The 15,005-nt window shown below is 64.7% G+C and carries 7 protein-coding genes; 3 read left to right on the forward strand and 4 right to left on the reverse strand.

Annotation, left to right across the window (positions count from 1 at the left end; genetic code table 11):
- Together AC0CH3_RS04940 and AC0CH3_RS04945 are read right to left on the reverse strand one after the other, a co-directional pair.
- On the reverse strand, positions 1-1,623 hold the full coding sequence (locus tag AC0CH3_RS04940; RefSeq protein WP_354302349.1) for an OFA family MFS transporter: 1,623 nt from the start codon (positions 1,621-1,623) through the stop codon (positions 1-3).
- A gap of 102 nt (positions 1,624-1,725) precedes the next feature.
- A complete protein-coding gene (locus AC0CH3_RS04945) occupies positions 1,726-2,400 on the reverse strand; it encodes a fumarylacetoacetate hydrolase family protein (protein WP_354302351.1) in 675 nt (224 codons plus the stop codon).
- 198 nt (positions 2,401-2,598) lie between these two features.
- Here AC0CH3_RS04945 and AC0CH3_RS04950 point away from each other — a divergent pair, with 198 nt between their 5' ends.
- Together AC0CH3_RS04950 and AC0CH3_RS04955 are read left to right on the forward strand one after the other, a co-directional pair.
- On the forward strand, positions 2,599-3,690 hold the full coding sequence (locus AC0CH3_RS04950; RefSeq protein ID WP_354302353.1) for a catalase family protein: 1,092 nt from the start codon (positions 2,599-2,601) through the stop codon (positions 3,688-3,690).
- Positions 3,683-4,456: a metallophosphoesterase family protein gene (locus AC0CH3_RS04955; protein WP_457325550.1), complete on the forward strand. Its 774-nt coding sequence runs from the start codon at positions 3,683-3,685 to the stop codon at positions 4,454-4,456. Before AC0CH3_RS04950 ends, AC0CH3_RS04955 begins: the two co-directional genes overlap by 8 nt.
- Positions 4,457-4,547: 91 nt before the next feature.
- On the opposite strand, the gene rpoC is transcribed toward AC0CH3_RS04955, so the two are convergent.
- Entirely contained in the window at positions 4,548-8,834 is a 4,287-nt protein-coding gene (gene rpoC / locus AC0CH3_RS04960; protein WP_465237672.1) for a DNA-directed RNA polymerase subunit beta', read from the reverse strand.
- Positions 8,835-8,987: 153 nt separating this feature from the next.
- Positions 8,988-13,145: a DNA-directed RNA polymerase subunit beta gene (gene rpoB / locus AC0CH3_RS04965; protein WP_056021183.1), complete on the reverse strand. Its 4,158-nt coding sequence runs from the start codon at positions 13,143-13,145 to the stop codon at positions 8,988-8,990.
- Between the two features lie 524 nt (positions 13,146-13,669).
- On the opposite strand from rpoB, the gene AC0CH3_RS04970 reads away from it, so the two are divergent.
- Positions 13,670-14,920 carry an EAL domain-containing protein gene (locus AC0CH3_RS04970; RefSeq protein ID WP_465237673.1) on the forward strand — a complete coding sequence of 417 codons (1,251 nt, stop codon included), beginning with the start codon at positions 13,670-13,672 and terminating at the stop codon, positions 14,918-14,920.
- Positions 14,921-15,005: the final 85 nt, after the last annotated feature.

Below are 15,005 nucleotides of genomic sequence, written 5' to 3' on the forward strand. Positions count from 1 at the left end.
TTATTCGAACAGGATGACCGCCTTCGACACGGTCATGTAGATGCCCCACAGGATGGGGATCCCGACCGCGACCCAGGCAAACACGACCATGGGACTCGATCCGGTCTTCGCCTCGAGCGCCTCGGCCGCGGACGTCGACCCGTCAACGGTGATGGGAGCGGGGGTCTCGTCCGCCGGCATGTGGAAACGGTCGGCGACTGGCTTGACGAACAGGTTCGCGACGAAGCCCACGACGAGCATCGCGGCGAGCATCAGGAAGATCGGCTGATAGACCTGATCGCGCGGAATCCCCGCGGCGATCCGGCCGTCCCGCATGTTGGCGACTAGCAGCGGCCCGACCACGCCGGCCGTCGACCATGCGGTCAGCAGGCGGCCATGGATCGCGCCGACGAACTTGGTCCCGAATATGTCCGCGAGATAGGCGGGCACCGTCGCAAAGCCGCCCCCATAGGTCGAGGCGAGGATGCAGAAGACGAGGATGAACAGGCCGAGGCTGCTGCCCGCCAGTGCGGGTGCCGCGATACCGTAGAGCACGGCACCGATCGCGAGGATGACCGCGTAGAGCGGCTTGCGCCCCAGCCGGTCGGAGAACCATGCCCAGAAGAAGCGGCCACCGATGTTGAACAGGCTGATCGCACCGACGAAACCCGCGCCGACTGCGGCGGCCGCGACCTTCTGGCTTTCCGAAAACGCGGTGAAGATGACGCCGGGTGCATCGATCAGCCGCCCGCCGAATATCTCCTGCAGCATCGGCGAGGCAACGCCGATGATACCGATCGACGCCGAGACGTTGAGCAGCAGCACGACCCAGATGAGCCAGAATTGCGGCGTCTTGTGCGCGTCCTTCAGATGGACATTGAAGCGGCTGATCGCGGCCTTCGCGTCGGTTGGCGCCGTCCAGCCTGCGGGCTTCCACCCATCGGCGGGCACACGATATCCGAGCGCACCGGCCATCATGAACACGAAATAGATGACCGCGAGGACGAGGAACGTCTGCCAGACGCCGACGCCCGTTGGGCTGGCGAAATACTTCATCAGCGCGTTGGCGAGCGGGCTGCCGATCATCGCGCCGCCGCCAAAGCCCATGATCGCCATGCCCGTCGCCATCCCGCGGCGATCGGGAAACCATTTGATGAGCGTCGAGACGGGCGAGATATAGCCGAGACCGAGGCCGATGCCGCCGATCACGCCCGAGCCGAGCCAGATCAGCCACAATTGGTGCATCGACACGCCGATCGCGCCGATCCCCATGCCGCCGCACCAGCAAAAGGCCGCGACCACGCCCGCCTTGCGCGGACCCGCGCGCTCGAGCCAGCCACCCCAGATCGCGGCGGCCGCGCCGAGCACGACGAAGAACAGCGTATAGGTCCAGACAAGATCGCTGACCCGCCAGTCGCATGTCGTCGTCGTCAGCGCCTGCACGAGCGTCATGTTCTCGCAGACGACGGGATCGGTCATCCCGATCGCGCGCGACAGCGGCAGCCAGAAGACGCTGAAGCCATAGGCCATGCCGATGCACAGATGGATGGCGAGCGCACAGGGCGGGACCAGCCAGCGATTGAAGCCTGGCCTCGCCACCGTGCGTGCCCGGTCGAGCAGGCCCCCGGTCAATCCATCCGCCATGATCATCATCCTTTAGTTATTGCGATCACCCATGCGGGCGGATTGTACGAAAAGAAACCCGACTTAGGTCTCGGCCCGGGACAATCGCATGCGCCGCGACGATCAGTCCGCGAACCGGATCTCGAGTGGTTCGAGGTCGGCGATGGTTGCGCGAACGTGCTGGCCGGGCGTGATCGGGCCGACGCCGGCGGGGGTCCCGGTGAAGATCAGGTCGCCCGGCGCGAGCTCGACGAAGCGCGACAGCGCGGCGATCACCTCGGCTACCGACCAGATCATCATCGACAGATCGCCGGCCTGCCGGGGCTCGCCGTCGATCGTCAGCGCGATCGGTCCTGCCGCGGGCGGCGTACCGCGCGTCAGTGCCGCGATCGGGGCGGACCGGTCGAACCCCTTTGCCATGTCCCACGGGCGCCCTGCCTTTTTCGCAGCGCCCTGCAGGTCGCGCCGCGTCAGGTCGATGCCGACGGCATGGCCGAAGATCGTCGCGAGCGCGTCATCGACAGCGATGTCCTTTCCGCCGGCACCGAGCGCGACGACGAGCTCGACCTCGTGATGCAGGTCCTGCGTCATGCTGGGATAGGGCAGCGTGCCGCCGCCCGGCACGACCGCATCCGCGGGCTTGGAGAAGAAGAACGGCTCCTGCCGCTCCGGATCGGAGCCCATCTCGCGCGCGTGATCGGCATAGTTCTGACCCACGCAGAAGATCCTGCGGACGGGAAAGCGATCGGTCGCGCCGGCGATTCCGATCGTGGGGGCGGTGACGACGGGACACTGCATCTGGTTCTCCTCCGATAGCCCGGGCTCGGGTCGGAGCGCGTTGGACCGCGCGGCCCGGCATTGCAACGCTGTGGCAGGCCCGTCCGGCAGGGCATTGCCCGGTGGGACGGCGACGGTGCGCGACCGTACGCAACGTGTTGAACGGGAACGCCGTGATGGGGCGGAGGGTTACGGCTAGGTAACGATAGGAGATTCGCCATGGCCACACAGCCCGTACGTTTTGACCCCTCGGTCGAGACGATCGCCGACGACGAGGCGGAGACGCTTGCATCGCTCAAGGACAGCTTCCGCGAGATTCTCGACACGACGTCGAAGGATTATGGCCATGCGGTCCGCGCCGTGCATGCCAAGGCGCACGGCATCGTCCGGGGCGTGTTCACCGTCGCCGAGGGATTGCCCCCGGTCCTCGCGCAGGGAATCTTCGCGACGCCGGGCACGCACGACGCGATCCTGCGCATTTCGACCAACGCGGGCGATATCCTCGACGACAGCGTGAGCCTGCCGCGTGGCATCGCGCTGAAGATCCTCGACGTCGAGGGAAGCCGGCTGCCGGGTGCGGAGAACGCGACCACGCAGGATTTCATCATGGTCAACGGACCGGCGTTTGCAGCACCCGATGCCAAGGCATTCTCGAAGAACCTCAAGCTGCTGTCGAAGACGACGGATCGGCTCGACGGTCTGAAGAAGGCGATGTCGGCAACGCTGCGCGTCGTCGAATCCGCGCTGGAAGCCGTCGGCACCGAGTCGGCGACGCTGAAGACGATGGGGGGCGCCAAGCCCGTCCATCCGCTTGGTGAGACCTATTTCTCGCAGACGCCGTTCCGCTACGGCGCATATATCGCCAAGTTCGCGCTGTTCCCCGTCGCCCCGGAACTGACGCGGCTGACGGGTGACATCGTCGACATCACCGCGCGTCCCGATGCGCTGCGCGAAGTCGTGCGCGAGGAACTGATCGAGCATGGCGGCACGTGGGAATTGCGTGTCCAGCTCAACACCGATCTCGAGACGATGCCGATCGAGGATGCGTCGGTGGAATGGGACCAGGCGCAAAGTCCGTTCGTGACGGTCGGCAAACTCACCGTCGAACCGCAGGTGTCGTGGGAGAACGGCGCGAGCGAAAAGACCGAGGACTCGCTGTCGTTCAGCGTCTGGCACGGTGTCGCCGATCACCAGCCGCTCGGCGGCATAAACCGTGCGCGCAAGGAAACCTACGAATTGTCGGCGGATTTCCGGGGCTCGTTCAACGGCTGCCCGATCCATGAGCCGTCGCGGATGTCCGACATTGCCTGACCAGGCGGGGCAAGGTGGTCGCGGCCTGACGCTGTTTCACGTCAGCGACGTGCATTTCGGTGCGGAAGACCCCGCGGCGATCGCGTGGTTCTCCACCTGCGTGAAGGCGGAGCGTCCCGATGCGGTGATCATGACGGGCGACCTGACGATGCGCGCGACCAAGGCGGAGTTCCAGCAGGGCGGCGACTGGCTGCGGAGCCTCGGCGTGCCCGTGACGCTCGAAGTCGGCAACCACGACATCCCATATTACTGGGACCCGTTCCGTCGCCTGTTCGCCCCCTATCAGCGTTATGCGGCAGTCGAGACGATGATCGAGCGGCCCCTCGAACTGCCCGGGATAACCATCGTCCCGCTCAAGACGACTGCGCGCGCACAGTGGCGGTGGAACTGGTCGAAGGGGCGCGTCGGCTCGGGATCCCTGTCGCGCGCGCTCGCGCTGATGGGACAGGTGCCCGCGGGCAATCTGATCTTCGTCGCCGCGCATCATCCACTGATCGAGGGCGGGACCAGCGCCACGGGCAAGACGCGCAACGGCGACGTCGCGCTGACTGCGCTGGCCGATGCGGGCGCGCATGCGGTGCTGTCGGGACACGTCCATGATCCGTTCGACGTGCCCGTCGAGCGGAGCGGTCGGACCGTCCGTATGATCGGTGCCGGGACGTTGTCGAAGCGGACTCGCGGCAGCCCCGCGGCGTTCAACGAAATCCGCGTCACCGGCGGTGCGTTCGAAACGATCCCGCGGACGCTGGACACTATCCCCGCCTAGTCCGCGTCCGCCGCGACCGGGACCATGAAAAAGGCCGCCGCCCGGTTTCCCGGACGGCGGCCTTTTTGCCGTCAGTGTCTGACGCGCCCGATTACTCGGGCGTGTTCAGATAGTCGCCGGCATCCGCATCGGTGCCGGTGCCCGACGTGACGACGGTTGCGAGCGGGTCTTCACCCGCGCCGCCGGAGTCGCGCGGCGAGCGGGCCAGCTCGGCGTCATGCTCTTCCTTCGCCGACTTCGGCGCGATGATCGAGGCTTCGGCCATCTTGCGCTGCGCGACGCGCATCGACGCATCGCGGCTGTTCGCCACGACCCGCAGACGGTTGAGGCCAGCGCCGGTGCCTGCCGGGATGAGCCGGCCGACGATGACGTTTTCCTTCAGGCCCATCAGCATGTCCTGCTTACCCTGGACAGCCGCTTCGGTGAGGACGCGCGTGGTTTCCTGGAACGATGCCGCCGAGATGAAGCTGCGGGTCTGCAGCGACGCCTTGGTAATACCGAGCAGGATGGGCTTGCCCTGTGCACGCGCCTGCTTCTTGTCGAGCTTGTCGTTCGTCGCGTCCATTTCCTCGCGATCGACCTGCTCGCCCTTGAGCAGCGTAGTGTCGCCGCCGTCGGTGATCTCGACCTTCTGCAGCATCTGACGAACGATCGTCTCGATGTGCTTGTCGTTGATCTTCACGCCCTGGAGACGATAGACCTCCTGGATTTCCGACACGAGATACTCGGCGAGGGGCTCGATACCCATCGTCTCGAGGATGTCGTGCGGATCGGGCGAGCCGCCGATCAGGTTGTCGCCGCGCTTGACGTAATCGCCTTCCTGCACGTCGATGACCTTCGACTTCGGCACCAGATACTCGACGACGTCACCGCCATCCTCGGGCTGGATGCCGATCTTGCGCTTCGCCTTGTAATCCTTGCCGAACACGACGCGGCCCGAGATCTTGGCGATGATCGCCGAGTCCTTGGGGATACGCGCCTCGAACAGCTCGGCGACGCGCGGCAGACCACCGGTGATGTCGCGCGTCTTGGCGCTCTCGCGGCTGACGCGGGCCACGACGTCGCCGCCGAACACCTGTGCGCCATCCTCGACCGACAAGGTCGCACCGATCGCCAGCATGTAGCGGCCGGTCTCGCCCGACGTCTCGTCGAGCAGGGTCATGCGCGGACGCAGATCCTCCTTCGACTTGGTCGCCGCACGATATTCGATCACGACGCGCTGGGCGATACCCGTGGCTTCGTCGGTCTGCTCGGTGAGCGTCTTGCCCTCGATCAGGTCGACATACTTGATCGTGCCCGGGTTCTCCGTGATCACCGGCATGGTGAACGGATCCCACTCGGCCATCCGGTCGCCGCGCGACACGATGTGGCCATCGTCGAACAGCACGTACGCGCCGTACGGGATACGATCGACCGAGAGCTCGCGGCCGTCCATGTCGACGATCGCGATTTCACCCGAGCGGCTGAGCACCACGCGACGGCCACGCTGGTCGACGATGATACGCAGATCGCGGAACTGCACCGTACCGTCGGCATGCGCCTCGAGGTTCGAGGTTTCGTTGAGCTGCGCTGCACCACCGATGTGGAACGTACGCATCGTCAGCTGCGTGCCCGGCTCACCGATCGACTGCGCGGCGATGACGCCGACAGCTTCACCGATGTTCACCGGCGTACCGCGGGCGAGATCGCGCCCGTAGCACTTGCCGCAGACGCCGATCTTCGACTCGCAGACCAGCGGGCTGCGGATCTTGCACGACTGCGTGCCGAGGCCTTCGATCGTCGTGATCATCGGCTCGTCGAGCAGCGTGCCCGACGGGATGATGACCTTGCCGGTCTTCGGATCGACGATGTCTTCCGCGGTCGTACGACCGAGGATGCGCTCGCCGAGGCTTGCGATCGTCGAACCACCCTGAAGGATCGCCTTCATCTCGAGTGCGCGCGTGGTGCCGCAATCGGGTTCGATGATGACGCAATCCTGCGACACGTCGACCAGACGACGCGTGAGATACCCCGAGTTCGCCGTCTTCAACGCCGTATCCGCGAGGCCCTTACGCGCGCCGTGGGTCGAGTTGAAGTACTCAAGGACGGTCAGGCCCTCCTTGAAGTTCGAGATGATCGGCGTCTCGATGATCTCGCCCGACGGCTTGGCCATCAGGCCGCGCATACCCGCGAGCTGCTTGATCTGCGCCTGCGAACCACGCGCACCCGAGTGGGCCATCATGTAGATCGAGTTGATCGGCTTTTCACGGCCGGTCTCCTTGTCGACCTTCACCGCACGGATCTCGTCCATCATGGCGTTCGCGACCTGGTCGCCGCAACGGCTCCAGGCGTCGATCACCTTGTTGTACTTCTCCTGCTGCGTGATCAGACCATCCTGATACTGCTGCTCGAAATCCTTCACGAGCGCCTTGGTGTCGTCGACCAGACCAACCTTGGCGTCCGGAATGATCATGTCGTCCTTGCCGAACGAGATGCCGGCGCGGAAGGCGTGGCGGAAGCCGAGCGTCATGATCGCATCGGCGAACAGCACGGTCTCCTTCTGGCCGGTGTGACGATAGACCTCGTCGATCACGTCGCCCACGTCCTTCTTGGTGAGCAGGCGGTTGACGGTGTCGAACGGCACCTTGTGGCTGTGCGGCAGGCACTCGCCCAGCAGCATGCGGCCCGGGGTCGTCTCGTAGCGCTTGAGGTACTGCTTGCCCTTCTCATCGGTCTGCGGAACGCGGCTGATGATCTTGGTGTGCAGCGTGACCGACTGCGCGTTCAGTGCCTGATGGACTTCCGACATGTCGGAAATCATCATGCCCTGACCCGGCTCGTTCTCCTTCATCATCGACAGATAATAGAGACCGAGGACCATGTCCTGCGACGGAACGATGATCGGCTTGCCGTTTGCAGGCGACAGGATGTTGTTCGTCGACATCATCAGGACGCGCGCTTCGAGTTGGGCCTCGAGGCTCAGCGGGACGTGCACGGCCATCTGATCGCCGTCGAAATCGGCGTTGAACGCGGAGCAGACCAGCGGGTGAAGCTGGATCGCCTTGCCCTCGATCAGAACGGGCTCGAACGCCTGGATGCCCAGACGGTGAAGCGTCGGCGCACGGTTCAGCATGACCGGATGCTCGCGGATCACCTCGTCCAGGATGTCCCAGACTTCCTTGCGCTCCTTCTCGACCCACTTCTTCGCCTGCTTCAGGGTCATCGACAGACCCTTGGCATCGAGGCGTGCGTAGATGAACGGCTTGAACAGCTCGAGCGCCATCTTCTTCGGCAGGCCGCACTGGTGCAGCTTGAGCTCAGGCCCGGTCACGATGACCGAACGACCCGAGTAATCGACGCGCTTGCCCAGAAGATTCTGGCGGAAGCGGCCCTGCTTGCCCTTGAGCATGTCGGACAGCGACTTGAGCGGACGCTTGTTGGCGCCCGTGATCGTGCGACCGCGGCGACCGTTATCGAACAGCGCGTCGACGGCCTCCTGGAGCATGCGCTTCTCGTTGCGGACGATGATGTCCGGCGCGCGGAGCTCCATCAGGCGCTTCAGGCGATTGTTGCGGTTGATCACGCGGCGATACAGATCGTTGAGATCCGACGTCGCGAAACGACCACCGTCCAGCGGCACCAGCGGGCGCAGCTCGGGCGGAATGACCGGAACGACCTCGAGGATCATCCACTCGGGGCGGTTGCCCGAATCGATGAAGCTCTCGACGACCTTCAGGCGCTTGATGATCTTCTTGGGCTTCAGCTCGGACTTGGTGACCGCGAGCTCTTCGAGCAGCGTGGTACGCTCACCCTCGAGATCGAGCGACTCGAGCATGATGCGGACCGCTTCGGCACCGATACCGGCCGAGAACGCGTCCTCGCCATACTGGTCCTGCGCGTCGAGGAGCTCGTCCTCGGTCATCAGCTGGTACTTCTCGAGCGGGGTCAGGCCCGGCTCGATGACGATGTACGCCTCGAAGTACAGCACGCGCTCGAGCTGCTTCAACTGCATGTCGAGCAGCAGGCCGATGCGCGACGGCAGCGACTTCAGGAACCAGATGTGCGCGACCGGGGCGGCGAGCTCGATATGGCCCATCCGCTCGCGGCGGACCTTCGAGACGGTAACCTCGACGCCGCACTTCTCGCAGACGATGCCCTTGTACTTCATGCGCTTGTACTTGCCGCACAGGCACTCGTAATCCTTGATCGGACCGAAGATGCGCGCGCAGAACAGGCCGTCACGCTCGGGCTTGAACGTGCGATAGTTGATGGTCTCGGGCTTCTTGATCTCGCCGAACGACCACGAGCGGATCTTGTCCGGGGACGCGATGCCGATCTGGATCTGGTCGAACGTCTCGGTCTTGGCGACCGGATTGGCGAAGGGGGTCATCTCGTTCATGAGCTGTCCTTGTAGAATTCTTGGCCTTCTCCCCTTGTGGGAGAAGGAAGGGACCCACCCGCGAAGCGGGCGGGGAGGATGAAGGGGCGGGCGGCCTGCGCCAGCGCCCCCGCATCCAAACCCTTCTCCCCGGGAGGAGAAGGGCCTCGGACGTTACTCCGCCGCGATCTGGATGCCGTCGCTGTCGAAGCCGGGTTCCGACTGCTTCAGGTCCACATTCAGGCCGAGCGAGCGCATTTCCTTGACGAGCACGTTGAAGCTCTCCGGGATGCCGGCCTCGAACGTGTCGTCGCCCTTGACGATCGCCTCATAGACCTTGGTGCGGCCGACCACGTCGTCCGACTTCACCGTCAGCATTTCCTGCAAGGTATACGCCGCGCCGTAGGCCTGGAGTGCCCAGACCTCCATCTCGCCGAAGCGCTGACCACCGAACTGCGCCTTACCACCCAGCGGCTGCTGCGTGACCAACGAGTACGGCCCGATCGAGCGTGCGTGGATCTTGTCGTCGACCAGATGGTGGAGCTTGAGCATGTAGATATACCCAACCGTCACCTTGCGATCGAACTTGTCGCCGGTACGTCCGTCGAACAGGTCCGACTGGCCCGACGGATCGAGACCCGCCAGTTCCAGCATCGCCGACACGTCCGCCTCGCGCGCACCGTCGAACACCGGCGTCGCCATCGGCACGCCGCCCTTCAGGTTCTTGGCCAGCTCGACGATCTCGTCACCCGAACGGGCGTCGATCTCGGCGTGATACTGCTCGCCGTAAACGGTCTTGAGGCGATCGCGGACCGCTTCCGGCATCGCGCCGGCCTTGGCCTCGGGATTCTCCTCGCGCCACGTCTCGAGCGCCGCAGTGATCGACTGACCCAGGCCGCGTGCGGCCCAGCCCAGATGCGTCTCGAAGATCTGCCCGACGTTCATGCGGCTCGGCACGCCCAGCGGGTTGAGCACGATATCGACCGGCGTCCCGTCGGCGAGGAACGGCATGTCCTCCGCCGGCAGGATGCGGCTGATGACGCCCTTGTTCCCGTGACGGCCAGCCATCTTGTCGCCCGGCTGCAGCTTGCGCTTCACCGCGACGAACACCTTGACCATCTTGAGCACGCCCGGCGACAGCTCGTCACCACGCTCCAGCTTCTCGCGACGATCGTGGAACTTGTCCGTGATCAGCTTGGCGGCATCGTCATACTGGATCTTGACCGCTTCCAGATCGCTCTGGATCTTGTCGTCGGCGACCGCGAACTTCCACCATTCGTGGCGGTCGACGCTGTCGAGCAGATCCATGTCGATCACGACGCCCTTCTTGACGCCCTTGGGCGCCGAGGTGGCCGTCTGGTCGAGCAGCATCTCGCGGAGACGCGACCAGGTCGCACGGTTCAGGATCGAACGCTCGTCGTCCGAATCCTTCTTCAGCCGCTCGATCTCCTCGCGCTCGATCGCCATCGCGCGCTCGTCCTTGTCGATGCCGTGACGGTTGAAGACGCGAACGTCGACGACCGTACCCGACACGCCCGGCGGCAGGCGAAGCGACGTATCGCGCACGTCGCTGGCCTTCTCGCCGAAGATCGCCCGGAGAAGCTTCTCCTCCGGCGTCATCGGCGATTCACCCTTCGGCGTGATCTTGCCCGCGAGAATATCGCCCGGCTCGACCTCTGCGCCGATGTACACGATGCCCGCCTCGTCGAGGTTGCGGAGCGCTTCCTCGCCGACGTTCGGGATGTCGCGCGTGATGTCCTCGGGCCCGAGCTTCGTGTCGCGCGCCATCACTTCGAACTCGTCGATATGGATCGACGTGAACACGTCGTCCTTCACGATCCGCTCGGAGATCAGGATCGAATCCTCGTAGTTGTAGCCGTTCCACGGCATGAACGCGACGAGGCTGTTGCGACCCAGCGCCAGCTCGCCGAACTCGGTCGACGGACCGTCGGCGAGCACGTCGCCGGCCTTCACCACGTCGCCCACCTTCACCAGCGGACGCTGGTTGATGCAGGTCGACTGGTTCGAGCGCTGGAACTTCATCAGCGTGTAGATGTCGACGCCCGACTTGCCGGCATCGATCTCGCCGGTCGCGCGGATCACGATACGCGCCGCGTCGACCTGGTCGACGATGCCCGCACGCTTGGCCGAGATGGCGGCGCCAGAGTCACGTGCCACCGTCTCTTCCATGCCGGTGCCGACGAACGGCGCCTCGGCCTGGACGAGCGGCACGGCCTGACGCTGCATGTTAGAGCCCATCAGCGCGCGGTTGGCGTCATCGTTTTCCAGGAACGGAATGAGCGATGCGGCGACCGAGACGAGCTGCTTGGGGCTGACGTCCATCAGCGTGATGTTGTCGGGCAGCGCCATCAGGAATTCGCCAGCCTGACGCGACGAGACGAGCTCCTCGGTGAAGCCGCCGTCCGACGTCAGCTCGGCGTTGGCCTGCGCGATCGTGTGCTTGGCCTCTTCCATCGCCGACAGGTACACGACGTCGTCGGTCACCTTGTGGTCGACGACCTTGCGGTACGGAGTCTCGATGAAGCCGTACTTGTTGACGCGGCTGAACGACGCGAGGCTGTTGATCAGACCGATGTTCGGGCCTTCCGGCGTCTCGATCGGGCAGATGCGGCCGTAATGCGTCGGGTGAACGTCGCGGACTTCGAAGCCAGCACGTTCACGCGTCAGACCACCTGGTCCAAGAGCCGACACGCGACGCTTGTGGGTGACTTCCGACAGCGGGTTGGTCTGATCCATGAACTGCGACAGCTGCGACGAGCCGAAGAATTCGCGGACCGCGGCAACCGCGGGCTTCGCGTTGATCAGGTCGTTCGGCATGACGGTCGAGACGTCGACCGACGACATGCGCTCCTTCACGGCGCGCTCCATGCGGAGCAGGCCGACGCGGTACTGGTTCTCGAGCAGCTCGCCGACCGAACGGACACGACGGTTACCGAGGTTGTCGATATCGTCGATCTCGCCCTTGCCGTCCTTGAGGTTCACGAGCGTCTTGATGACCTCGAGAATGTCCTCCGTGCGCAGCGTCGTGACCGTGTCCTCGACGTCGAGGTCGAGACGCATGTTGAGCTTCACGCGGCCGACGGCCGACAGGTCGTAGCGATCCGGATCGAAGAACAGACCCGAGAACAATGCCTCGGCGGTCTCGAGCGTCGGCGGCTCGCCGGGGCGCATCACGCGGTAGATGTCGGACAGCGCCTGCTCGCGCTCTTCAGCCTTGTCGACCTTGAGCGTGTTGCGGATCCACGGGCCGGTCGCGACGTGATCGATGTCGAGCAGCTCGAGGCGCTCGATACCTGCCTGGTCGAGCAGTTCGAGGTTCTCGGCGGTCACTTCGTCACCGGCTTCGATGTAGATGCGGCCGGTCGACTCGTCGATCAGGTCGTATGCCGAATAGCGGCCGAAGATTTCCTCGGTCGGGATCAGCAGGTCGGTCAGGCCGTCCTTGAACGCCTTGTTCGCCGCGCGGGGCGAAATCTTCTGGCCGTTCGGGAACACGACTTCGCCGGTCTTCGAATCGACGATGTCGAACATCGGCTTCTGGCCACGCCAGTTCTCGGCCTGGAACGGAACGATCCAGCCACCCTGGCCGCGGACGAACGTCACGCGGTTGTAGAAATAGTTGAGGATCTCTTCCGACGTCATGCCGAGCGCGTAGAGCAAAGCCGTCACGGGCAGCTTGCGCTTGCGATCGATGCGGACGTTGACGATGTCCTTGGCGTCGAACTCGAAATCGAGCCACGAACCGCGATACGGAATGACGCGCGCAGCAAAAAGATACTTGCCCGACGCGTGCGTCTTGCCGCGATCGTGATCGAACAGCACGCCCGGCGAACGGTGCATCTGGCTGACGATGACGCGCTCGGTGCCGTTGATGAAGAACGTGCCGTTCTCGGTCATGAGCGGCATGTCGCCCATGTACACGTCCTGTTCCTTGATATCGATGACCGACTTGGCCTCGGTATCCGGATCGACCTCGAACGCGGTCAGACGCAGCGTGACGCGCATCGGCGCCGCGTAGGTGATACCGCGCTGGCGGCATTCCTCGACGTCGAACTTCGGCGGCTCAAGGACGTAATCGTCGAAATCGAGATAGGCGGTGCCGGCGAAATCCTGGATCGGGAACACGCTGCGCAGCGTCTTCTCAAGACCCGAGACATGGCCGATCGACTTGTCCGAACGCAGGAACTGCTCGTAGCTCTCGCGCTGGACCTCGATCAGGTTCGGCATCTGCACGACTTCGTGGATGTTGCCGAAAACCTTGCGGATGCGGCGCTTGGCCGTGCCGCCTTCGTTGATCGCCTTGGAAGCCATAGGTTATTTGCCCTCAATAAACTGACGGGTCAGCCGTAATTTCGTGCCCGGGAACCCCCGGACGGGACGTGCATTAACGACAAAAGGCCGCGCGCATCAGGTGCGGCGGCTTTCGGCGTATGAAACCCCGGCATCCAATACGATCGACATGCTGCGCGACGGCGTGTCATTTCCCGGATGCTGTGGTGAGAGACCCATATAGGTGATGCGAACCGCGCTGTCAAAAGCCTCGTGCTGCTGTGCCGCGGGCGGCTCCCGTCGACGGTGCGGCGCGGACGCATCCCGGCCACCGGGACCGCGCGGCCGAATTGTAAAAATAAAAAGGGTTATTCGGCAACGTTTTGCTCATCGCGCGCGCAGACATCCGCCTCGCAACTGAGGAGAAGGGATGACAGTACTAATTCGGATCAGTAGGTGGGAAGGGTGTACCGGGACTGGCCCGTTGCCGCGACGAGCACGACGTTTGTGACCTCTCCCAAAACCATGCGCTCCAGCGCGACAGCGATACTCGCGCAGCAGGGGGCATGCCGGTGATCCACGAGAAATTCCCGAAGCCCTTGCCGCCGATCCCCGCCCGGCTCTCGCCACTCCCGAGCGATGCCCGGACGGCGCCGGGATACGTCGTGCCGTATGCGAGCGGCCTGCCGCGCATCCTGTTCGTCCATGATTACGATCCCGTGTCGCGTCAGACCCAGGTGGAGCTTCGCGGCATCGGCTATCCAGTCGCGTGGATTGGCCGCGGCGAGGAGATCGCGGCGGGCGTTGCCTTTGGACCGGACGTGGTCGTCGGTGATCGTGCCGCGCTCGGCGGGCGTCTAGACGAGCTCCTCGCCGCCCTGGGTGGCACGTGCCCGATGGTCGTCATCAAGCCGGCTGGGCCTGCCGGGCGAGCGCCCGATCGACGCCCCGCGGGCGGATCGCATCTCGTGCTCGGCGTGCTCGACCAGGCCTACAAGATGGATGCGTTGACGGAGATGCTGACGGCCGTCACGCCGCAGCGGCGCGACGCTGCGGTGCTCGAGCGCGCGATGCTCGATGCGCTGGCTGACGGACGCTGCCTGCTCGACAATCTCTATTACGACTTCCTGCCCAAGATCGATCTCCGCCGCGACACGATCGCCGGCTATGAGGCGCTGGCAAGGCTGCGCAACCTCCCGTCGATCAACCCGGAGATCCTGTTCACCGCGGTCATGGACCTGCCGCTCGAGATCGCGGCGACGCTTTGCGCGGTACGGGCCGCGCTGACCCTGTGGCGTGCGCTCGCCATCGAACAGCGATCGGCGGCGGTCGCCGTGAACTGCAGCCAGGCGGTCCTCGCCGATCCGGGATTCCAGGAGGCGCTGCAGCGCGAGGTCCGCGACCGCGCGATGCCGGTCGGCGTATTGCTCATCGAGATCACCGAAGACGCCCGGCCCGTGCCGATCGCCGCCCTGGTCACCGACATGACGACGCTGCGCGAGGCCGGGATCCGGTTTTCGCTCGACGACTTCGGCAAGGGCGCGACGAACTTCGATCGTGTCTTCAACCTGCCGATCTCGGAAGTGAAGATCGACCGGGGCTTTTTCCGGCAATGTCTCGAACATCCCGATCGTCTTGGCATTCTCGAGCAGGTGATCCGGTCGTGTCGGCAACGCGGTGTCCAGACCGTGATCGAAGGGATCGAGACCGAAGAGCATCTCGTCGTCGCCAGACGGCTGGGCGCAACGCTCGCGCAGGGCTTTTACTGGGGGCGGCCGATGCCGGCAGGGACGTTCGCGCATATCCGGCCCTATTGAGCGGCGGAGAGGCGGATCGTCTGGTCGTTCGTGCCGTGCAACTCATCGCATGCCGGCTTGCCGTCGTCCCGGGTTCCGGGTCCCC

It is taken from the genome of Sphingomonas sp. AC449, from assembly GCF_979253475.1.

Bases quoted from the DNA above. Each gene is read 5' to 3' on its own strand.
- AC0CH3_RS04940 (WP_354302349.1), bottom strand. From the start codon at position 1,623: ATGGCGGATGGATTGACCGGGGGCCTGCTCGACCGGGCACGCACGGTG.
- AC0CH3_RS04945 (WP_354302351.1), bottom strand. From the start codon at position 2,400: ATGCAGTGTCCCGTCGTCACCGCCCCCACGATCGGAATCGCCGGCGCG.
- AC0CH3_RS04950 (WP_354302353.1), top strand. From the start codon at position 2,599: ATGGCCACACAGCCCGTACGTTTTGACCCCTCGGTCGAGACGATCGCC.
- rpoC (WP_465237672.1), bottom strand. From the start codon at position 8,834: ATGAACGAGATGACCCCCTTCGCCAATCCGGTCGCCAAGACCGAGACG.
- rpoB (WP_056021183.1), bottom strand. From the start codon at position 13,145: ATGGCTTCCAAGGCGATCAACGAAGGCGGCACGGCCAAGCGCCGCATC.
- AC0CH3_RS04970 (WP_465237673.1), top strand. From the start codon at position 13,670: ATGCCGGTGATCCACGAGAAATTCCCGAAGCCCTTGCCGCCGATCCCC.